This window comes from Salinilacihabitans rarus, assembly GCF_024296665.1.
GTDB classification, from domain to species: domain Archaea; phylum Halobacteriota; class Halobacteria; order Halobacteriales; family Natrialbaceae; genus Salinilacihabitans; species Salinilacihabitans rarus.
Genome location: NZ_CP100762.1, coordinates 1,619,707 through 1,640,124, shown reverse-complemented (window position 1 = coordinate 1,640,124; position 20,418 = coordinate 1,619,707). Strand labels below are relative to the sequence as shown.

Annotated in this window: 22 protein-coding genes; 13 read left to right on the top strand and 9 right to left on the bottom strand. The window is 72.1% G+C overall.

What is annotated here, in order from left to right:
* Window positions 1-62: 62 nt before the first annotated feature.
* Window positions 63-1,352: a DNA primase DnaG gene (dnaG, locus tag NKG98_RS08580; RefSeq protein ID WP_254769241.1), complete on the top strand. Its 1,290-nt coding sequence runs from the start codon at window positions 63-65 to the stop codon at window positions 1,350-1,352.
* On the opposite strand, the gene NKG98_RS08575 is transcribed toward dnaG, so the two are convergent.
* Complete coding sequence (locus NKG98_RS08575) at window positions 1,349-2,677, bottom strand: DUF92 domain-containing protein (protein ID WP_254769240.1); 1,329 nt, start codon at window positions 2,675-2,677, stop codon at window positions 1,349-1,351. The two genes, dnaG and NKG98_RS08575, sit on opposite strands and share 4 nt — an antisense overlap.
* 104 nt (window positions 2,678-2,781) lie before the next feature.
* Here NKG98_RS08575 and NKG98_RS08570 point away from each other — a divergent pair, with 104 nt between their 5' ends.
* Entirely contained in the window at window positions 2,782-3,387 is a 606-nt protein-coding gene (locus NKG98_RS08570) for an undecaprenyl diphosphate synthase family protein (RefSeq protein ID WP_254769239.1), read from the top strand.
* Window position 3,388: 1 nt separating this feature from the next.
* On the opposite strand, the gene NKG98_RS08565 is transcribed toward NKG98_RS08570, so the two are convergent.
* Window positions 3,389-3,640, bottom strand: a complete 252-nt coding sequence (locus tag NKG98_RS08565; protein ID WP_254769238.1) for a hypothetical protein — start codon at window positions 3,638-3,640, stop codon at window positions 3,389-3,391.
* Between the two features lie 49 nt (window positions 3,641-3,689).
* Complete coding sequence (gene uppS / locus NKG98_RS08560) at window positions 3,690-4,622, bottom strand: polyprenyl diphosphate synthase (protein ID WP_254769237.1); 933 nt, start codon at window positions 4,620-4,622, stop codon at window positions 3,690-3,692.
* 160 nt (window positions 4,623-4,782) lie between these two features.
* Here uppS and NKG98_RS08555 point away from each other — a divergent pair, with 160 nt between their 5' ends.
* From NKG98_RS08555 to lwrS, 6 genes are all read left to right on the top strand, one after another.
* Window positions 4,783-5,187 (top strand): DUF5778 family protein, encoded by a 405-nt coding sequence (locus NKG98_RS08555; RefSeq protein ID WP_254769236.1) that lies wholly within the window; start codon window positions 4,783-4,785, stop codon window positions 5,185-5,187.
* Between the two features lie 62 nt (window positions 5,188-5,249).
* Entirely contained in the window at window positions 5,250-6,329 is a 1,080-nt protein-coding gene (gene ahbB, locus NKG98_RS08550; RefSeq protein ID WP_254769235.1) for a siroheme decarboxylase subunit beta, read from the top strand.
* A gap of 7 nt (window positions 6,330-6,336) precedes the next feature.
* Window positions 6,337-6,993, top strand: a complete 657-nt coding sequence (locus NKG98_RS08545) for a precorrin-2 dehydrogenase/sirohydrochlorin ferrochelatase family protein (protein WP_254769234.1) — start codon at window positions 6,337-6,339, stop codon at window positions 6,991-6,993.
* Window positions 6,990-8,300, top strand: a complete 1,311-nt coding sequence (gene hemA / locus NKG98_RS08540; protein ID WP_254769233.1) for a glutamyl-tRNA reductase — start codon at window positions 6,990-6,992, stop codon at window positions 8,298-8,300. The genes NKG98_RS08545 and hemA overlap by 4 nt, the downstream gene beginning before the upstream one ends.
* A gap of 86 nt (window positions 8,301-8,386) precedes the next feature.
* A complete protein-coding gene (locus NKG98_RS08535) occupies window positions 8,387-8,665 on the top strand; it encodes a 4a-hydroxytetrahydrobiopterin dehydratase (protein ID WP_254769232.1) in 279 nt (92 codons plus the stop codon).
* Window positions 8,666-9,037, top strand: coding sequence for an LWR-salt protein (gene lwrS / locus NKG98_RS08530; RefSeq protein WP_254769231.1), 372 nt, complete (start codon window positions 8,666-8,668; stop codon window positions 9,035-9,037).
* Window positions 9,038-9,042: 5 nt separating this feature from the next.
* On the opposite strand, the gene NKG98_RS08525 is transcribed toward lwrS, so the two are convergent.
* From NKG98_RS08525 to NKG98_RS08515, 3 genes are read right to left on the bottom strand one after another with little or no spacing between them, the layout of a single operon-like run.
* On the bottom strand, window positions 9,043-10,338 hold the full coding sequence (locus NKG98_RS08525; RefSeq protein WP_254769230.1) for an oligopeptide/dipeptide ABC transporter ATP-binding protein: 1,296 nt from the start codon (window positions 10,336-10,338) through the stop codon (window positions 9,043-9,045).
* Complete coding sequence (locus NKG98_RS08520) at window positions 10,331-11,338, bottom strand: ABC transporter ATP-binding protein (RefSeq protein ID WP_254769229.1); 1,008 nt, start codon at window positions 11,336-11,338, stop codon at window positions 10,331-10,333. Before NKG98_RS08520 ends, NKG98_RS08525 begins: the two co-directional genes overlap by 8 nt.
* Window positions 11,335-12,546, bottom strand: coding sequence for an ABC transporter permease (locus NKG98_RS08515; RefSeq protein WP_254769228.1), 1,212 nt, complete (start codon window positions 12,544-12,546; stop codon window positions 11,335-11,337). Before NKG98_RS08515 ends, NKG98_RS08520 begins: the two co-directional genes overlap by 4 nt.
* A 141-nt stretch (window positions 12,547-12,687) precedes the next feature.
* On the opposite strand from NKG98_RS08515, the gene NKG98_RS08510 reads away from it, so the two are divergent.
* Complete coding sequence (locus tag NKG98_RS08510; protein ID WP_254769227.1) at window positions 12,688-13,686, top strand: ABC transporter permease; 999 nt, start codon at window positions 12,688-12,690, stop codon at window positions 13,684-13,686.
* 70 nt (window positions 13,687-13,756) lie between these two features.
* Window positions 13,757-14,386, top strand: a complete 630-nt coding sequence (locus NKG98_RS08505; protein WP_254769226.1) for an HAD family hydrolase — start codon at window positions 13,757-13,759, stop codon at window positions 14,384-14,386.
* On the opposite strand, the gene NKG98_RS08500 is transcribed toward NKG98_RS08505, so the two are convergent.
* Window positions 14,383-15,036, bottom strand: a complete 654-nt coding sequence (locus NKG98_RS08500) for a helix-turn-helix domain-containing protein (protein WP_254769225.1) — start codon at window positions 15,034-15,036, stop codon at window positions 14,383-14,385. The two genes, NKG98_RS08505 and NKG98_RS08500, sit on opposite strands and share 4 nt — an antisense overlap.
* Before the next feature lie 85 nt (window positions 15,037-15,121).
* Window positions 15,122-16,975 carry a molybdopterin biosynthesis protein gene (locus NKG98_RS08495; protein ID WP_254769224.1) on the bottom strand — a complete coding sequence of 618 codons (1,854 nt, stop codon included), beginning with the start codon at window positions 16,973-16,975 and terminating at the stop codon, window positions 15,122-15,124.
* Between the two features lie 224 nt (window positions 16,976-17,199).
* Between NKG98_RS08495 and NKG98_RS08490 the strand changes: the two genes are divergently transcribed.
* A complete protein-coding gene (locus NKG98_RS08490) occupies window positions 17,200-17,727 on the top strand; it encodes a hypothetical protein (RefSeq protein WP_254769223.1) in 528 nt (175 codons plus the stop codon).
* Between the two features lie 8 nt (window positions 17,728-17,735).
* Here the strand turns inward: NKG98_RS08490 and NKG98_RS08485 are convergent, their stop codons facing one another.
* Window positions 17,736-18,974 carry a molybdopterin molybdotransferase MoeA gene (locus tag NKG98_RS08485; protein WP_254769222.1) on the bottom strand — a complete coding sequence of 413 codons (1,239 nt, stop codon included), beginning with the start codon at window positions 18,972-18,974 and terminating at the stop codon, window positions 17,736-17,738.
* Between the two features lie 94 nt (window positions 18,975-19,068).
* Here NKG98_RS08485 and NKG98_RS08480 point away from each other — a divergent pair, with 94 nt between their 5' ends.
* Both NKG98_RS08480 and NKG98_RS08475 read left to right on the top strand, forming a co-directional pair.
* On the top strand, window positions 19,069-19,905 hold the full coding sequence (locus NKG98_RS08480) for a GIDE domain-containing protein (RefSeq protein WP_254769221.1): 837 nt from the start codon (window positions 19,069-19,071) through the stop codon (window positions 19,903-19,905).
* 85 nt (window positions 19,906-19,990) lie between these two features.
* The gene (locus NKG98_RS08475; RefSeq protein WP_254769220.1) at window positions 19,991-20,368 is read left to right on the top strand and encodes an Hsp20/alpha crystallin family protein; all 378 of its coding nucleotides are present in this window, start codon (window positions 19,991-19,993) and stop codon (window positions 20,366-20,368) included.
* Window positions 20,369-20,418: the final 50 nt, after the last annotated feature.

Genomic DNA, 20,418 nt, shown 5'->3' with positions numbered 1-20,418 from the left:
ACACAGAACGGTCATGTACGCGGTTCACGCGTCACCGCGCCCCACGTCGGGGCAGATCTCACATGGAAGACACTGCGAAATACCTCATTCACGCGGACGTCACGGCCGACGGGGTGGTCGAACGGAGTGACGTCGTCGGCGCGATCTTCGGCCAGACCGAAGGTCTGCTCGGCGACGAACTCGACCTCCGCGACCTGCGCCAGTCCGGCAAAGTCGGCCGCATCGACGTCGAAATCTCCAGTTCGAACGGTACCTCTCACGGCCACCTGACGATCGCGACGGGACTCGACAAGGTCGAGACCGCCACGCTCGCGGCGTCGCTCGAGACGATCACCCGGGTCGGCCCCTGCCGGGCGGACCTCGAAGTCACCGAGATCGAGGACGTCCGGGCGGCCAAGCGCAGGGCGGTCGTCGACCGGGCGAAGGAACTCCTGCGGACCGGCTTCGACGACTCCGTGATGTCCTCCGAGGAGATCCTCGCGGAGGTGCGCCAGTACGTCCGCGTCGAGGACATCACCGAGTACGGGGGGTTGCCGGCCGGCCCGCGCGTCGCCGACAGCGACGCGATCGTCGTCGTCGAGGGGCGGGCCGACGTGCTCACGCTCCTCAAGTACGGCATCAAAAACGCCATCGCGGTCGAGGGGACGAACGTCCCCGACGCCGTCGCCGACCTCACCCGCGAGCGGACCGTCACCGCCTTCCTCGACGGCGACCGCGGCGGCGAACTCATCCTCGAGGAACTCTCGCAGGTCGGCGACGTCGACTTCGTCGCGTTCGCCCCCGCCGGCACCTCCGTCGAGGACCTCGACCACCACCAGCTGTTCGCCGCCCTCCGGAACAAGGTGCCGTACGACGCCGTCGCCGAGACGAACACCCCGCGGGACGCCGTCGCCGCCACCGACGGCAGCGCGACGCCCGCCCCGGCGGTCGACGACGCGCCCGCCGCGCCCGCCAGCCGCCCCGTCGTCCCCGACGCGGCACCGACCTGCACCAGCGACGACGCCGACGCCGACGAAGAGAGCGAGAGCGAGGCCGAACCCGCCCCCGAGACCGTCTACGAGCACGCGAGCGCGGTCGTCCGCGAGGGGACCGACCGCGTCCGGTTCCTCGACGGGGCAGGCGAGATACTCGAGGAGGCCGACGCCGGCGAGGCCTACGACGTCCTCGAAGACCTCGACGAGGTTCCGACGACGGTCCTGCTCGACGCGATCCTCGGCCAGCGCCTGCTCGATCTGGCGGCCGACCGCGGCGTCGAGCGGATCGTCGCCCGCTCGCTCGGCCAGTTCACGAAGCGGCCCGTCGGCGTCCGGATCCACGCGATCGACGACGTCGCCGAGCGCCCGCCCGACTAGCCGAGCATCGCCGCCGAGAGGACGAGCAGCGCGCACGCGAACGCCCCCGCGAGCGTCGCGAGGAAGTTCACGCCCTGATTACCGAGCACCGACCCTTCGAGGGTCGCCCCGAGGATGCTGTCGACCGTCATGCCGACGACGCCGGCGGCGACGACGACCGCCGCGGCCGCGGCGTCGACCTCCGGGAAGAAGGCGTAGCAGATGGCGGCGACGACGCTCGCCCCGGCGAGTCCGGCGAGTTCGCCCTGCCAGGTGACGCCGCCGTCGGTCCCCGGCTCGACCGGTTCGAGCGTGGTGATCAGCCGCGGCGAGTCGAAGATGCCGCCGATCTCGCTCGAGAGGGTGTCGCTCATCGCGGTCGCCACGGAGCCGGCGAACGCGAACAGGAAGAGGTCGGCCGCGCCGGGGACGAACCCCGCCGAACTCGCCGCGTACCCCACGACGGCCGCGAGCGCGACCGCGGAGTTCCCGAGGACGTTCCCGCCCCCGCGGGCGCCGTCGTTGTCCTCGGCGACGCCGCGGTCGGCTTTCTCCTCGTAGCGGATCTTCGTCGAGAGGCTCCCGATCGCGAAAAAGGAGATGAGGACCGCGAACCAGTCGTAGCCGCCGAGGACGATCGTCAGCAGCGCGAGCAGGGTGCCCGTCAGCATCCCGGTGACCGAGGCGGCCCCGAGCACGTAGGAGATCGACCCCATCGCGACGGTGACCGCGAGCGCGAGCGCGATGCCGGTCGTCCCGATCGCCGGCTCCAGCGCCGCGAGCAGCCACAGCACGAGGCCGACCGCGAGCATGACGATCGGGTCGTCGTAGCTGATCAGCACGTCCCGCAACAGCGCGGCCAGCAACGCGCCGCTGGCCGCGAGGAAGACGATCTCCGGGAGCGCCGACTCGATCGGCGCTCCCACGAGCGCGCGCGAGGCCGCCTGCCCGCCGACCGCCGCCAGCAGGCCGACGACCGTAAACGCCGCGACCGGCGGGACGTCCGCGTCGGTGCGGCCGGCGACGACCCGCTCGGCGAGGACGCCGTACCCGATCAGTAAAACGGTGCCGACGAAGATGCCGAGATCCATCGTCGGCCAGCGCGTCGCGACGAGGCCGAGCGTGGCCGCCGCGAGGACGAAGGTGAGCAGCCCGTAGAGGCGGCCGTCCTCGTAGTCGGAGGGGAACGCGAAGAGGTCGAACAGCGGCCCGTCGGTGACGGCGAGCGCGACGAGCAACGCGGCGGCGGCTACCGTCGCCGCTGGCACCGGCCCGAAGAGGGGGGCGGCGAGCGAGAGTGTCGAGAGCGCGGCGAACGCTCCCGCACGCCGGACGGACGCTGTCACGATATCCGATCCTTTCTGTGGGGGTTACTTTAAGGTTCTCGAAGGGCGGGCCGACGCCCGCTCGACCGTAACGGGTTTGGTCGCCGGCCGGGAACCGCTCCCCCGTGGGACTGTACGAACGGTACCTCGCCCTCCGGATCCGCCGACACGCCGGCGAGCCGCCGGACCACGTCGCGCTCGTCATCACCGAGCGCGACCTGCTCGAACGCGGCGCCTACGATACGCTGACGGCCTTCTTCGAGTGGGCGCTGGAGTACGCCAGCCGCGTGACCGTCTACGTGAGCGTCCTCGACGCGGCCGCGGTGCCGACGCTGCGGCGACAGCTAGAGGCGGTCGAGGCCCCCCGCGAGGTGGCGGTTCGCGGTCCGGACGACGACGCGCGCGCGGACGCGCCGATCCAGGTCGGCATCGGCCTCGGCGGCAAACACGAGTTCACGAGCGCCGTCCGAACGCTCGCCGAGGGCGTCGACGCGGGCGACCTCGCGCCCGCGGAGATCGACGCCGAGCGCGTCGAGGAACACCTCGTCTTCCCCGCCGAACCCGACCTCGTGATCAAGACCGGCGCCGAGCGCCTCTCGGACTTCATGATCTGGCAGTCGGTCTACTCGGAACTCTACTTCACCGACGTCAACTGGCGGGACTTCCGCGAGCGGGACTTCCTGCGGGCGGTCCTCGAGTTCTGCAACCGCTCGCGGCGGTTCGGCCGGTAGGTCAGCCCTCGCCCGGCCCCGGCGCGTCGCGGTCGTAGACGTCCACGTGGTCGACGGCGGCCGGCGAGAGCAGTCGCCCGCCGTCGAGTTCGAGCCAGCCGTTCGCGCGGACGCGGACGGGGCCCTCGTGGAGGACGTCCTCGCCGTCGCGGTCGCCGTAGACGACCGCGTGGTCGTACGACTGCTCGAACAGGTCGCGGACGGCCCCGTCAAGCGCCGACCGGCGGGAGGCGATCGGAGGGAAAAGCGGCATGCGTTCGAGTTACTCGCGCGCTGTCATAACGACTGCGGAGGTGCGGGCCTCAGTCGGCGGTCCGCCGCTCCGCGTCGAGACCTTCGAGTTCGTCGTCGTCGGGGCGCTCGCCGCTCGGGAGGGAGTCGCGAAACCGGTCGACGACCGCCCGCGCCTCGGCGAGTTCGGTCTCGCTGACCGCCCGCAAGAGCGCGAGCGCACGGCGCGCGCGGGTGCGCCGCCAGGACTCCGCGCGCGACTCGTAGGTGCGGATCCCGCGCAGGAAGTCGGCCTTCGAGAACTCCGGCCAGTAGGGGGTACAGAAGAAGACGGCGGCCTCGTTGCCGTTTGCGTGCCACGGCAGGAAGTTCGAGGTGCGCTCGTCGCCCCCGGTGCGGATGATCAGATCGACGTCGCGGACGGGGCGGTCGTAGATCCGGCGCTCGATCGTCCGGACGTCGACGTCCTCGGGGTCGAGGTCGCCGGCCTCGACGTCACGGGCGACGCTGCGGGCGGCCTCGAGCAACTCGTTGCGTCCGCCGTAGGCGAGCGCCACGTTGAGGACGAACCGGTCGTACTCGCGGGTGCGCCGCTCGGCGTAGTCGACGGCCGCCCGAACCCGGCCGGGGAGGCGGTCGACGTCGCCGATGACGCGGATGCAGACCTCGTTCTCGTGGACGCGGTCGGCGTCGGCGAACTCGCGGAGTTTCTCCTCGAGGAGGTCGAACAGCGCCTCGCGCTCGTCGGGCGGGCGCTCGAAGTTCTCCGTCGAGAACGCGTACAGGGTGAGTTCCTCGACGCCGACGTCCTGACACCACTCGAGGACGCGCTCGGTCGTCTCGGCGCCGGCACGGTGGCCGTCCGGCGCCTCCCGTCCGTTCCGTCTGGCGTAGCGCCGGTTGCCGTCCTGGATCACCGCGACGTGTGTCGGCGCGCCGGTGATCTCACGCGTGAGCAACCGCTCGTAGGCCGTCCGGGCGCGGCGCCGGAGCCACCCGCTCATCACACGACGTGAGTGGACGGAACACTATGTCTTTTGTGTGTCCGTCGTCGCCGTCGACTGGTACGTGAAGACGTAGCACCCGTGTCCGAGGCCGAACGTGGTCGGGCCGGACGACGCGGGAATCGTGACCGCTTTGGCGTCCGGGGGTCGAGGTCCACCGATGGCAGACGCAATCGACGACGACCTCTACGAGCGGACCAGGGCGCTGCTCGAACCCGGCGAGATCGAACTCAACGGGGCGATCGTTCACACCGACTTCGGCTCCCAGGAGGACGTACAGATGATGCAGGCGACGATCGACGTCGGCGACGTCATCGCCGAGCACGCGGGCCACGACCCGCGGGACTGTTACGTCTACTCCGGCAACGACGACCCGGACTTCTCCTCGAACCAGCACCAGGGGCTGACTCTGGAGGACGAGGCGTTCGTCTGGGAGTGCCAGCAACTGCTGCGCGAGGGCACGTTCGACGTCGTGATCTACTACGAGGCGAGCGCCGACCACGAGGCGATCCTCGAAGACGTCCGGGAGATGGGCTTCGAGGTCACCGGCGTCCGCGGCGACTGAGTCGCGGCCCCCGGCGGGACGGTCCCGAGGCTCTTATGCCGCGGCGGTCCCGACGAACGCGTATGGACTCCGACGCCGACCTCACCGAGCGCGAGCGGGCCGTCGTCAACGCCTTTCAGGGGGGCTTTCCCGTCGTCGCCGCGCCGTTCGAACCCGCCGCGGCGGCGATGCGCGAGCGCGGGGTCGACGTCACTGCCGCGGAACTGCTCGAGACGATCCGCGACCTCGACGAGCGGGGCGTCCTCTCGCGGTTCGGGCCGCTCGTGAACGCGAGCGAGATCGGCGGCGCGGCGACGCTCGTCGCCACCCACGCGCCCGCGGACCGCTTCGACGAGGTCGTCGAGGCGATCAACGCCCGCCGCGAGGTCGCGCACAACTACGAGCGCGAGCACCCCCACCTCAACGTCTGGTTCGTGGTGAGCGTCGCCGAGGACGAACGGATCGAGGAGGTGCTCGCCGAGATCGAAGCCGAGACGGGCCAGGAGACCTACGACCTGCCCAAACAGCGCGAGTTCCGCGTCGAGGCCAAGTTCTACGTCGACGGCCCGCTCGCCGGCGACGAACCGGGCGAGGCCGGGATCGACCTCTCGCAGCTCGGCCCGGAGGTCGCACCGACCGACGACCGGACGCTCTCGCCGGCCGAACGGGACCTCGTCCTCGAAGTACAGGACGGCCTCCCGCTCACCGAGACGCCGTACGCCGACGTCGCCGAGGCGGTCGGCCGCGACCGCGAGTGGGTCCTCGCGACCCTCAAGCGCTTCGAGGCCGAAGGGAAGATCCGCCGCATCGGCGTCGTGCCGAACCACTACGCGCTCGGCTACACGGAAAACGGGATGACCGTCTGGAACGTCCCCGACGACGTCGTCGGCGAGGTCGGCCCGGCGGTCGCCGCGCTCCCGTTCGTCACCCACTGCTACGAGCGGCCGCGCCACGAGGGCGTCTGGCCGTACAACGTCTTCGCGATGACCCACGGCCGCACCGAGGCCGAGAGCCGCCGGCGCGTCGAGCAGGTCCGCGAGACGATGGCCGAGTACTGGGACGTCGGCGAGGACGACTGGGACACCCTGTTCTCGACGCGGATCCTGAAGAAGACCGGCATCCGACTGGCCGAGCGCGCGGACGCGAACACGCGCGCCCGCTAACGAGACCATGATCCCGCTGCTCCACGACTTCGGCGGTGCCACGGTGCTCGTCTTCGGCGGCGGCCCCGTCGGCGCGCGGAAGGCCCGGCGGTTCGCCCGCGAGGCGCGCGTCGTCGTCGTCAGCCCGACGTTCGCCGACGCCGACTTCGGCGACGCGGCGTTCGTCCGCGCCGCCCCCGGCCCCGACGACGTGCCGGCGTGGCTCGACAGCGCCGACCCGGCGCTGGTCGTCGCCGCGACCGACGACGAGGGCGTCAACGACGCCGTCGCCGCGGCCGCGCGCGAGCGGGGCATCCTCGTCAACCGCGCGGACCGGGCCGGCGAGCGCGACCCGGGGAGCGTCGTCGTCCCGGCCACGGTCCGCGAGGACCCCGTGGTCGTCGCCGTCGCCACCGGCGGGCAGGCACCCGCCCTGAGCCGGTACCTCCGGGAGGACTTCGAGGAGCGCCTCGCGGGCGCCGGCGAGATGGCGACGCTACTGGCGGAGCTTCGGTCCGAACTCGAAGCGCGGGACGTGCCCCCGGAACGGCGGCGCGAACTGGTTACCGAGGTCGTCAATTCGTCGGCCGTTTGGACAGCTTTACGTACGGGTACCGCCAAGAGCCAACAAGTGATAGCGGACGTGCTGGCCGACGAACGCGCTACCGGAGGTGAGCCGACGTGACCCCCGCGGGCGTCGTCTCTGGTGCCCGGGTCACCCACGACAGCGGGAGCGTCGACGACCTCTCGGCCGCCAGTCCGGAGAGCCACCGTGCCGGCGTCGCCGACCTGCTCTCCCGGCCGGCAGTCGAGGAGGCGTTCGTCCTCTCGACGTGCAACCGGGTCGAGGCGTACGTCGTCACCCCCGAGGCCGCCGGCGGCGAGGGCGTCCTCGGGGAGTTCTTCGCGGGCGTCGACGACGACGCCGTCGTCCACAGCGGCCACGACGCGAGCCTGCGTCACCTCCTGCGGGTGGCCGCGGGCCTGGAGTCGGTCGTCCTCGGCGAGGACCAGATCATCGGCCAGGTGCGCGACGCCTACGAGGACGCCCGCACGGCCGGCGGGATCGGCCCGCTGCTGGAGCTTGCGGTCACGAAGGCCATCCACGTCGGCGAACGCGCCCGCACCGAGACGACGATCAACGAGGGCGTCGTCTCGCTCGGGTCGGCCGCGACCCGCCTCGCCGCCGCGGACGTCGCCCTCGACGGGGCGACCGCGCTCGTCGTCGGCGCCGGCGAGATGGGACGGCTCGCCGCCCGCAGCCTCGCCGACGCGGGCGTCGAGGAGGTGGTCGTCGCGAACCGGACCGTCCCGCACGCCGAACACGTCGTCGAGGACCTCGACGCCGACGGACGCGCGATTCCGCTCTCGGCGCTCGAAGGGGCGGCCGAGCGCGCGACGGTCGTCGTCGCCGCCACCGACAGCGACGACCCGCTGCTCGAACCCGCCCACCTCGGCGACCGCGAGCAGGTCGTCGTCGACCTCGGCCAGCCGCGGGACGTCTGCCCGAGCGCGGCCGCCCTCCCCGAGGTGACCGTCTACGACCTCGACGACCTCGAGGAACTCACCGCCGAGACCCGCGAGCAGCGCGCCGACGCGGCCCGCGAGGTCGAGGCGATGATCGACGAGGAGTACGACCTGCTCGTCGAGCAGTTCAAGCGCACCCGCGCGGACGAGGCCATCGCCACGATGTACGAGTCCGCCGAGCGGATCAAGCGCCGCGAACTCGAGACCGCACTCGCCCGGCTGGACGACGACTCGTTCTCCGAGGAGCAACGCGAGGTCGTCGCCTCGATGGCCGACGCGCTCGTCAACCAGCTGCTCGCGCCGCCGACCCAGAGCCTGCGCGAGGCCGCCGCCGACGACGACTGGCGGACGATCAACACCGCCCTCCAGCTGTTCGACCCCGAGTTCGGCTCCGAGTCCGAGCCGGCCGCGGCGCTGCTGGCCGCCGCCGGCGACGTGCCGGTCAGCGCGGCCGAGGACGACTGAGCGGCCATCGCCGCCGCCTCGGCTAGTTTGTTCGTCCGTTCGCCGTGGGCACAATCGTTATTTGACTGGCTCGCGTTCGGCCGATCATGGCCGACGTGCTTTCGGACGACGAAGTCGCCGAACGGCTCCCCGAGGGATGGGAGCGCGACGGCGACGAGATCGTTCGCGTCTACGAGTTCGACGACTACATGCGCGGGGTCAACTTCGCGCAGATGATCGGCGAGATCGCCGAGGCGCAGTACCACCACCCCGAGATGATCGTCCGCTACGAGGAACTCGAGATCCGTCTGACGAGCCACGAGGCCGGCGGCATCACCGACGACGACATCGAGATGGCGGAGTTGATCGAGACAGAGCGCACCTAGATGGACGCGCGGTACGCCTTCCGGGTGCGTCTGCGAATCGAGCCCGCGGCCGCCGACGTCTCGCTCGAGCCGGCGACCTTCGAGACGCGCTGTTACCTCGACGCGGCCGAACCCGGCGAGGAGGGGTGGCTGTTCTTCCGTGACTTCCTCTGGCGTGGCGAGGTCAACGACCGGGCCTACGCCCGGGAGGTGTTCGCCGAGAGGATCGGCGTCCCGGTCGAGTCCGTCGAGTTCGCGGGCCTGCACGCCGACGAGGCGTACGTCGCGGCGCTGAAGGAGGCGATCGCGGCCGACCTCGAGGCGTTCAAGGCCGACGACGTGACCGAGGTGCTCTCGAAGTACCTCGGGTCGAGCGTCCAGATGGAGCGGTAACCGACTCAGTCCTCGAGCGACCGCACCGGGACGCCCGTCTCCGGCTCCCCGGGGACCGAGGGATCGAACCGGTGACAGGCGACGGGGCGGTCGGCGTGCGCGTCGGTCAGCGCGGGCGACTCGCGCTCGCAGACCGACGTCGTCGCCTCGGCGAGTCGCTCTCGGGCCGCCGCGAGGTCGCCCGCCTCGACGGCCGCGGCCGCGGCCGAGACCGCCTCGTCGACCGCCGGGTCCGCCAGCCGCTCCGGGAGGTCGAACCGCGCTCGCAGGCCGGCCTCGCCCGCCGCGGGCAGCGACGCCCGGAACGCGTCGGCGTCGGCCGCCGGGTCGAGGTGGAGTCGGAGGGAGACGACGCCCAGCCACTGCTCGCGCGGGAGGTCGACCTCGTCGGGCGGAACGATCGCCGGACACCGCGGGTGGAACCGGCAGCAGGCGGGCAGGTCGGAGGCGTCGGGGGGCTCGTCGGTCGGGGCCTCCGGTCCCGTCCGTCCGATCGGGTCGTTCGGGTCGAGCGACGGCACCGACGACAGCAGCACCCGCGTGTAGGGGTGTCGCGGGTCGTCGAACACGCGCTCGACGGGGCCGCGCTCGACGATCCGCCCGAGGTACATCACCGCGACGCGGTCGCAGAACCGGCGGACGACGTCGACGTCGTGACTGATGAGCAGGACGGCGACGTCGAACTCCCGGCGGAGGTCCGCAAGCAGGCCGAGCACGTCGCCCTTCGCGCGGCCGTCGAGGGCGCTCACCGGCTCGTCGGCGACGATCAGGTCCGGGTTCAGGACCAGCGCGCGCGCCAGCGCGATCCGCTGTTTCTCCCCGCCGGAGAACTCGTGGGGGTAGCCGTCGGCGTCGTCGGCGGACAGCCCGACCCGCTCCAGGGCGTCCTCGACGACGCGGCGGCGCCGGTCGCGGTCGGACAGTCCGTGGACGGAAAGCGGCTCGGCGACGGCCTCGCCGACGGTCAGCCGGGGGTTAAACGCCGAGTCCGGGTCCTGCAAGACGAGTTGAGCCCGGCGCCGGAAGCGTCGCAACTGGGCGTCGTCGTAGGCCCGGACGTCCGCCCCGTCGAACCGGATCTCGCCGCCGGTGGGCTCTTCCAGCCGGAGGGAAGCCCGCGCCGTCGTCGACTTGCCACAGCCCGACTCGCCGACGAGGCCGACCGCCTCGCCCGGGCGGACGTCGAAGCTCACCCCGTCGACGGCGCGGACCGTGCCGACCTCCCGGCGGAGCAGCCCCTCGGTGATCGGGTAGTGCTTTTCGAGGTTTCGAACCGAGAGCAGCGGCTCGGAGTCAGTCACGGTTTCCCTCCCACCTCGCCGTCGCGTCGTCTCCCAGCACCGTCGCGGCGTCGCGACCGGGGCCGTGGTAGACGCAGGCGGCGCGGTGCGCGTCGTCACCCTCGACCGGTTCGAGCGGGGGCTGCCCGTCCTCGCAGGCCGGAATCGCGTGTGGACACTCCGCCCGGAAACGACAGCCGTCGTCGGGGGGCGACGCCGGCGGGCCGTCGGTCGGCTCGCCCGCGAAGCTCCGGAACAGCGCCCGCGTGTACGGGTGGGCCGGCCGGTCGAACACGCGCTCGACGGGGCCGCGCTCGACGACCGCCCCCTCGTACAGCACGACGACGCGGTCGGCCAGCGCGGCGACGACCCGGAGGTCGTGGGTCACGAGCAGCATCGACAGCGCGCGCTCGCGCCGGAGGTCGTCGAGCAGTTCGATCAGCCGGGCCTGGATCGTCACGTCGAGCGCCGACGTCGGCTCGTCGGCGATCAGCAACTCGGGTTCGGCCGCGAGCGCGATGGCGATCCCGACCCGCTGGCACATCCCGTCGGAGAACTCGTGTGGATACCGGTCGACGCGCTCTCGCGCCCGCGAGATGCCCACCTGCCGGAGCAGGTCGACGGCGCGCTCGCGGGCCACCGCGTCGCTTACGTCGCGGTGGAAGGCGACCGCCTCGACGATCTGGTCGCCGACGGTGTAGACCGGGTCGAGCGCGCTCCGCGGGTTCTGGAAGGCGTAGGCGATCCGGTCGCCGCGGAGCCGCCGGCGCGCCCCCTCGTCGAGCGCGAGGAGGTCGCGGCCGTCGAAGCGGACCTCGCCCGAGACGTCGACCGCGGCGCCGGATCGCAGCCCCGTGATCGACTCGCAGGTGACGGTCTTGCCGCTCCCGCTGTCGCCGACGAGGCAGACGGTCTCGCCGCGGTCGACCCGGAAGCCCACCCCGTCGACGGCCTGGACGGGGCCGTCGTCGGCGTCGACCCGCACGCGGAGGTCGTCGACGGTCAACAGCGGGTCGCTCACGGCTCCCACCTCGGATCGAGGACGTCACGGAGGCCGTCGCCGGCGAGTTTGACCGCCGCGACGGTCGTCGCCAGCGCGAGCGCGGGGAACGTCGAGGTCCACCAGACGATGGTCGGCGGACGCAGGTAGAATAGCCCCTCGGCGACCGTCATCCCCCACGACTGGAAGGAGGGGTTGAACCCAAGAAAGGAGAGGCCGGCCTCGGTGAGCACGAGGACGGCGAGCAGGTGGGCCGCGGCGGGGACGACGGTGTCGGCGACGTTCGGCAGGAGGTGCCGGCGGAGGACGTACCGCGACGGGGCGCCGACGGCGCGCGCGGCGAGGACGAACCCCTCCTCGCGGCGCTGGAGGGCCTCGCTGCGGACGAGTCTCGCGACTCCGCCCCACGAGAGCAGGCCGAACGCCGCCAGCAGCAGGAACATCGAGTTGCCGACGAACATGAACGCGAGCAGGTAGACGACGATCGCCGGCACGCTGAGTTGCACGTCGACGTAGGCCATCAGGAGGTCGTCGACGGTGCCGCCGTAGTAGCCGGCGACGAGGCCGACGACGGTCGCCAGCGGCACGATCAGGCCGACGGTCACGACCGTCAGGTACACGACCGGTCGCGCGCCCGCGATCAGGAGGTCGATCATGTCGTACCCCCAGCGGTCGGTCCCGAGCGGGTACTGCAAGGAGCCGTGACAGGGCCGGGAGAGGTCCCAGCCGTCGGCGACGTAGCCGGCGCAGTCGGTCCGGGTCACCTGGTAGGGAACGGTGCTCCAGAACGGAGGCTGGAACCGATCCAGCGTGAGGTCGGTCAACTCGCCGGCGGCGAACGCGACGAGGCCGTAGAAGCCGACGACGAGGACGACCCCGAGGTAGACGAGCGCCAGCGCCGTCAGCGGGCGGGCGCGCAGTCGGCCGAGGAGCCGTCGGAGCGTCCGGCGGTTCCGCCGGAGCGGGACGAGGCCGTAGGCGATCAGGAAGACGACCGAGAGCAACAGCAGCCAGTCGGCGGGGCCGACGTTCCACCGCCACACGAGGTAGGCGTTGCCCCTGACGCGGTAGGCGAGGTAGACGGCGCCGAGGACGAACAGGCCGACGACGAGGGCGATTCGCTCGGCGGAGAGCAGGCGGGACGGGCCGTCGAGGCGTTCCCAGTCGATCCGTTCGAACTCGGCGACGTCGGGCTCTCGGGAGACGTCGGTTGGGGACGTGTCGGTCATCGAGGGCGAAGGTCGTCGGTACTCGCGAGCCGACCAGCATAAATATTGAGGGTGTTTCAGCACCAACACTTATGTCACGGGCGGCGGACGTTCCCGCCGACGCATGTCCCCTCCGTCGGCCGCCCGGCCGGGTGATCGCCCGTGAGCCTCCGGCGACTCGTCCTCCGGCGGATCGTCGCCGGGGTGGTCGCCATCTGGGCCGTGCTCTCGCTGGTGTTCGCTATGTTCACGATGACCCGCGACTACCGCCTCGGGTCGCTCCTCGCCAGCGCGAGCCGCGGGCCGGACTACGACCCCGAGGCGGTCGCCGAGGTGCGCGAGCAGTACCTCGCCGAGCGCGGGCTGGACCGGCCCCTCCACGAGCAGTACGTCGACTGGATGACCAACATGTTCACGCTGCAGTGGGGCGAGTCGTACCACACCGGCGCCGAGGCGTTCCCCACGGTGATGCGGGCGACGCTCCGGACGGCGTCGTACGTGATTCCGGCGCTCGGGCTGGCGCTGCTCGCCGGCCTGCTCGTCGGCGTCGCCGTCGCGACGACCGACCGGACCATCGGCGACCGGACGACCCGCGGCGCGACGTACCTGACGTTCGGGCTGCCGAACTTCTGGATCGGCGTGATGGTCGTCGCCGCGATCGGCACCGTGTTCCTCCGGTACGAGCCGGCGTTCAGCATCCGCCGGGACCCGCCGACGATCGAGAGCTACCAGTTGCCGTTCGCCTACGAGTACGTCCTCCCGACGCTGCTCGTGACGTCGACGCTGCTGGCCGGGATGGTCAGCTACTCGCGGGCGTACTCGCTGCAGTACGTCTCGACCGACCGCGCAAAGCAGATCCGGGCGAAAGGCGGCGGCCGCCTCGCGGTCGCCCGGCACGTCCTGCGGAACGCGGCGATCCCGCTGGTCTCGCTCGCGTTCGCCGAGACGCTGGCGCTGCTCGCCATCGCGGTCTTCGTCCTGGAGGCGCTGTTCGGCATCGACGGCCTCGGGCTGTTGTTCTACAACGCGGTGTGGACGCGCGACCTCCCCGTGTTGATGGGCGGGACGATGGTGATCGTCGCGACCGGCGTCGTGGGGAACGTCCTGCAGGATCTGGCGTACTCGGTGCTGGACCCGCGCGTGGACACCGGGGCGAGGTAGCGAGCGGGGGCAGCCGCGTCGGGCGCAGGCGATAAACACTTACACCGGAAGGTGCTATTGCACCGTCCCGATGGTCTCCGAGTACGACTTCTGGTTGCTCGACCTCGACGGAACGCTGGTCGACGTCGAGTGGTCCTACACCCGTGAGGTGTTCGACCGCGTCGGCGACCGTCTCGGCGTCGAGTTCACCGACCAGCAGGCCGACGTCCTCTGGAACGGACTGACCGGCTCTCGGGACCGCCAGCTGGAGGCGTGGGGGATCGACCCGGCGGCGTTCTGGACGGCGTTTCACGCCGAGGAGGACCCGATGGTCCGGGCCGAGCAGACCTACCTCCACGACGACGCCGCCTTCGTCGGCGACCTCGACGTCCCCGTCGGCCTCGTCACGCACTGCCAGCAGTTCCTCGCCGACCCGGTGCTCGACCACGTGGGGATCCGCGACTGGTTCGACACGACCGTCTGCTGTACGGAGGAGACGGGGTGGAAGCCCGACCCGACGCCGGTCGAGCGCGCGATGACGGACATCGGCGTCGGCCACAACGGCCACGCGGGCGTCCTCGCCGGCGACGGCTCCTGCGACGTCGGCGCCGCCTGGAACGCCGGGCTGGACGCCATCCACGTCGAGCGCGTCGGCCACGAACGGCGCGGCCGCTGCGTGCTCGGGGACTACCGCGTCACCTCCTTCGACGAACTGTTCTAGCTCTCCGTGTTCGGCGGCTCGTTTTGCACCCGCAACTCGGCGTCGACCAGCGTCTCGTAGGCCCGTCGCAGGCGCTCGGAGAGCGCCTGGTGGGAGATCCCGAGTTCCGCCGCGAGGTCCTCCATCGAGATGCCCCGCGGGATCTCGAAGTAGCCGTACTCGAGGGCCGCTTCGAGCGCCTCCTGCTGTTCGGCCGTCAGTTGCGTGTCGGCGGTCGTCAGCCGCTCGACGTTCGTCACGCGCGCGAGGTCGGCGTTCACGCCACGCTCGACGAGGCGGTCGTGGGTCCGGCCGAGTTCCTCCCGGTTCCGAAATCGCATCTTGATCCGCCACCAGCCGTCGGCGCCGTAGACGTCGAGCAGCGACCCGCCGTCGGCCAGCAGGTCGTCGTACAGATGGACGGAGTCGGCGTACTCGACGTCGTACAGCAGGCGGTCGTCGGTCTCGACGAGCAGTTCGGACGACTCGATCGACGGGTCGGCCTCGAACGCCGGTTCGATCGTACCCGGGTCGACGCCGGAGACCCACAGCGACGGGAGCGACTTCGACACGGAGGACTCGAACTCGAACGTAGCCTCCGGCGCGCGCTCGAACGTGGCCGACATCACGCTGTCGGCCGCCGGGATACGGAACTCGGCGATCGTCGACATCAAGGGTCGTACACCGCGAACAGGTAAAACCGCTACTTCGAGCCGTCTGACTGTCGTCGACGGTGATACGCGGCCGGCGCCGCGTTCAGGCTCCGCCTACCTCGTCGAGGGCCGCCGCGAGTTCGCGGACGCCCGGTTTCTCGCGCCGCTCGGGGTTCGCGAGAACCCGGACGCGCTGCTCGCCCAGCGGGACGAACCCGAGGTCGAGGCGGTCGGCCGTCTCGCGCAGGCCCAGCCCCGCGTCGGCCTCGCCGGCGAGCACCCGCCGGGCGGGGCTCTCGTGGGCGCGCAGGCCGAGGTCGAAGCCGTCGATCGCCGCCACGAGCGCGCGGCGCTCGGTGTCGCGCTCGTCCGCCAGTTCCGCGACGGCGTTCCCGAGGCTCGTCCGCAGTCCGGAGTCGGTCGTCCGGTTGACGAACCGGAGGTCGCGCTCGACGAGGTCCGCGAGCCCCCCGATCCCGTCGGGGTCGTCCGCGGGGACGACCAGCCCCCACTCGCGGCTCCACCCGCCCAGTTTCGCCCCCTCGACCGCGCGGTCGAGGGGGCCGGCGACGACCGCCACGTCGGGGACGCCCTCGCGGAGCCGTCGCAGCGCCGGCCGCGAGCCGACCGGGAGGTACCGCGGGTTCCCGAGGCGATCCAGCAGCCGGTTCAACGTGGGGTCGTCCTCGCCGACGCCGAACAGCGTCGGCGGGCGGACGTCCGCCGAGAACAGCGCGACATCGACCGACTCGCCCGCTTCGAGGTAGTCGGTGCCGGCGTCGACCTCGACGACGCCGTCGGCCTCGGCGAGGGTGGTGGTCGCGCCGCTGCCCTTGTCGACGGGGTAGACGAGCGTCCCGCCGTCGCCGTCCGCCAGCAGGCCGACCGGCAGCAGTCGGTGCCGGCCCTGCTCGGAGCGCGCCTGAATCGCCATCCGGCCCGCGACGGTCGCCGCGGCGGGTTCGGGCAGCCCCGCGGCCCCGCGGATCGCGGGCGCGACGAACGTCCGGAAGACCATCATCGCCGAGACGGGGTAGCCGGGGAGGCCGACGTACGCGGAGTCGTCGAGTCGGCCGACGAGCATCGGCTTGCCCGGCTTGACGCTCACGCCGTGGAGCAGCAACTCGCCGCGTTCCTCGATCACGCGGTAGATGACGTCGACGGCGCTCGCGCTGGTCGACCCCGACGAGAGTACGAGGTCACACTCGTCGGCGGCCTCCCGGAGGAGCCGTTCCATCTCCTCGCGGTCGTCGCCCGCGTGCGGGTAGAGGACGGCCTCGCCGCCGGCGTCCTCGACGCCCGCCGCGATGCTGTAGCTGTTGACGTCGTAGATCTCCCCGCGCTCGCTGCGCAGTTTCTCGCCGGGCCGGACGAGTTCGTCGCCCGTCGAGACGATGCCGACCCGCGGCCGTGCCCGCACGGGGACCTCCTCGACCCCGAGCGCGGACAGCAGGCCGACCTCGCGGGGGGTGAGCCGCGTGCCGGGGCCGAGCGCGCGCTCGCCCGCGGCGACGTCCGCGCCGGCGAACATGACGTTGTCGCCGGGGGCGACCGAGGTGCGCACGCGGACGCGTCCGTCGTCGAGATCCGTTCGCTCCACGGGCACCATCGCGTCCGCGCCCGGCGGCATCACCGCCCCGGTCGAGATTTCGACGGCCTCGCCATCGCCGACGTCGAGCGACGGCTCCTCGCCGGCGTGTACCTCGCCGACGACCGCGAGGTCGGCCGGATCGGCCTCGTCGGCGCCGAACGTGTCCCGGGCCCGGAGCGCGTAGCCGTCGAGGCTCGCCCGGTCGAAGCCGGGGACGTCGAGGTCGGCGTCGATCCGTTCGGCGAGCACCCGCCCGCGCGCCTCCGCGAGGGGGACGCGTTCGGTCCCGGCCCCGAGCGACAGCGCACGGATCGCCTCGCGCGCGTCGGCGGGCGAGGCGAGGTCGCGAAACTCCTTGCGGTCCATACTGGCCGTTGGCGTCGGGGAAGTAAAAACGTCCGTCGCCGTCCCGTCGGCGGCGGGGTCGTATACGAGCGCGGCCGGACGGAGCGTGCCCCGACGACGGCCACGGTGCGGGCCGCGGTCGCGCGACACGCGGTCCCGCGTGTCGCCTGCCCGTCCACCCACGGGCGCCCGCCGACGAGCCGAAACGAACAGTTTCTCTACCCGTCGGTCCGGTTACTCGACGCATGGACCGCGACCTCGTTGCGGAGTATCTGGACCGGTACGCCGAGACGCAGGGCGTGCTGCCCGAGCGACTGGACGCCTTCGGCGAGCGGTACCGCGAGCAGGGGTATCTCACCCGCGAGCAACTGTACGAGATCGCCTCCGAGTCCTCGACGCGCAGCGCCTACCACGTCGAGTCGAACCCCGGGGAGCGGTGTCGGACGGTCACCGGGAACGTCCTCGCCGTCGACGACGACTTCTCGAAGATCCAGTTGCTCTCGGGGTTGCGGGGGTTCAAGGCGCCGACGGCCTCCTGCGTGCTGACCGCGCTCGACCCGTCGCGCCACGCCGTCGTCGACACGCGGGTGTGGGCGACGCTCGACCGGTTCGACTACCTCGACGGCCGCAAGGAGTCGTTCGACGCCGCCGACTACGTCGCGATGATCGGACCGATCCGCGAGATCGCCGCCCGAACCGGCTTCTCGCCGGCCGAGGTCGGCTACGCGCTGTTCGCCTACGACGCCGAACACCGCGAGGGGACGCTGCACTGATCGCGGCCCTACGGATTCGCCTCCCAGATCTCGACGGGCACCGTCTCGCCCTCGGGGATGCCCTCGCGGTCGTCGGCGACGACCACCCAGCCGTCCGCGAGCGCGACGCTCGAGAGGACGCCCGATCCGCCGGCCCGCGTCGGGGTCGCCACGCGCTCGCCGTCGCGCGCTTCGAGGGAGACCCGGGCGAACGTCCGGGTGCCGGGCTCGCTCGCGATCTTGCGGTCGAGGCGCGCCGCGACCGTCGGCATGGGTGCCGGTTCGCGTCCCTGAAGCCACGCGAGCGTCGGCCGGAGGAACTGCACGGCGTTGACGATACACGCCACGGGGTAGCCCGGTAGCGCGAGCACGGGGGTGTCCTCGACGATCCCGAGACAGACGGGGTGGCCGGGTTTGAGCCCGACGCCGTGGACGAGCACCTCGCCGCGGTCGTCGAGCACCTCCGGCAGGAGGTCGCGCTGGCCGACCGACGACCCGCCGGTCGTCACGATCACGTCCGTCGTGAGGTCGCGCTCGATCGCCGCTCGCAGCGCCGCCGCGTCGTCGGTCACCACGTCGCGGTAGGTCGCCCGGCCGCCCCAGCGCTCGACGAGTCGCGAGACCGTCAGCCCGTTCGTCTCGATCACCTCGCCGGGGCCGGGGTCCTCGCGGACGAGTTCCTCGCCCGTCGGGATCACGCCGACGGTCGGGCGGCGTGTGACCGCCACGCGCTCGCGGCCGACCGACCGCAACAGCCCGAGGTCCGACGGCCGGAGCCGGTGGCCCGCCTCGTAGAGGTGCTGGCCGGCCGCGACGTCTTCGCCGACGGGCGCGACGTTCTCGCCCTCGGCGACCGCGTCCTCGACTTCGAGTTCGCCCGTCGACTCGACCTCCTCGACGTGCTCGATCATCACGACGGCGTCCGCCCCCTCGGGGAGGGCGCTGCCGGTGTGGACGCGGATCGCGGTTCCGGGTTCGAGGGCGTCGCCCTCGTCCGTCCGGACGACGGCGGGCGAGCGCGCCGACGCCCCGAACGTGTCCGCGGCGCGGACGGCGTAGCCGTCCATCGCCGCTCGCTCGTAGTGGGGGACGTCACGCGCCGCGTCGATCGACTCCGCGAGGACCCGTCCGTCGGCCTCCTCCAGTCGGACCCGCTCGGAGTCGGCGTCGAGACTGGCCACCGCGTCCCCGAGAATCGATCGCGCCTCGTCGACGCCCGTGCGCACTTTGAACCCCGACGCCTTCCGCTCGCGGTCGGCACCGTTCATACGCGAAGTGGGGCGGGCGGAGGTGAAAAGCGTGCGGGGCCGACGGCGGCGGGAAACCGAGCGGTTTTCGACGGCCGAGCGGCATCGGCGGTGCATGGCCCTCGAACTTCTGGTCCCCCTGCTGTTCGGCCTCGTGGCGCTCGGCGGCGTCGCGGTCGCGGCGTGGGGGCTGTTCGAACTCCGCCTCGCCTACCGCATCTACGCGAACGAACCGGTCTCGGTGCTGGAGACCCCGCGGGGCGGCCCCGTCGAGGTCGGCGGGGCCGTCGAACCCGACCGGGAGCCCCTCGAATCGCCGTTCACCGGGACGGCCTGCGTCGCCTACGAGTACGCCGTCGAGGAGAAGCGCCGGAAGACGCGTTCGACGAGCACCGGAGCCGCCACGCGTACGACGTGGGAGACGATCGACTCGGGGCGGGCGGCGGTTCCGTTCCGGATCGACGACGGCAGCGGGAGCGCGCTGGTCGACCCCGCCGGGGCGGACTTCCGGCTTTCGAGCGAGGGGGCGATCCGGGTGCGCGGCGGCGAGCGGCCCCCGGAGCCGATCGCGCGGTTCGTCCGGGAGAACGAGGACGTCCCGGACGAGAACCGGTCGATCGGGATCGGCCCGCTGGAGTTCGCCACCGGACGGGACCGGCGCTACCGCGAGCGGCGCCTCGACGTCGGCGAGACGGCCCACGTCCTCGGCGTCGCCCACTTCGACACGAGCGCCGCCCGGGCGTCCGGTCAGGTCAACGCCGTCATCGGCGCGGCCGACCCGCCGCGCGAGGCGGGCCTTCCCGGACGACTCCGCCACCGGCTGTTCGGCCCGCCGTTTCTCGTCTCGGACGCCTCCGAGCGGCGGACGGCGCTGCGGGTCGCGGCGCGCGGGCTGGGCGCGCTCGCACTCGGCGTGGTCCCCGCCGGCTTCGTGTTGCTGGTCCTCCTGTAGGCCCCCGCGGCGTCGCCGCTCGCGCGGCCGTCGGAACCCGCCGCGACCGCGGCCTTTTTCGTATCGCCGTTCGAATCGTATAGCTATGTCTGCGCTGCGCGACGCGTTGCGAGACCTCTCGGACGCCGCGTTCTTCGACCTGCTCGAGGGCGAGGAGGCGTACCTGCTCGTACTGGACGTCCCCGGCGTCTCCGCCGATACGCTCGACGTGGTCGTCGAGGACGGTCGCATCTCCATCGAGGCTCGCCGGGAGAAGGCCGTCCCCGACGGGTTCCGGTACGTAGAGGAGAACCGGTCGCTGTTCTTCGACGCCGACCTCCCCTTGCCCGCCGACGCGACCGAGAGCGACGCGGAGGCCGCGGTCGACCGCGGCGTCCTCGAGTTGCGCCTGCCAAAACGCGAGGCGACCGACGAGACCACGATCGACATCGTCGACGACGAAACCGAAGACGAGGACGCCTAACGCGGGGTGACCACGACTGGCGCTCCTCCGCGCGTACAGACGGTTCGTCG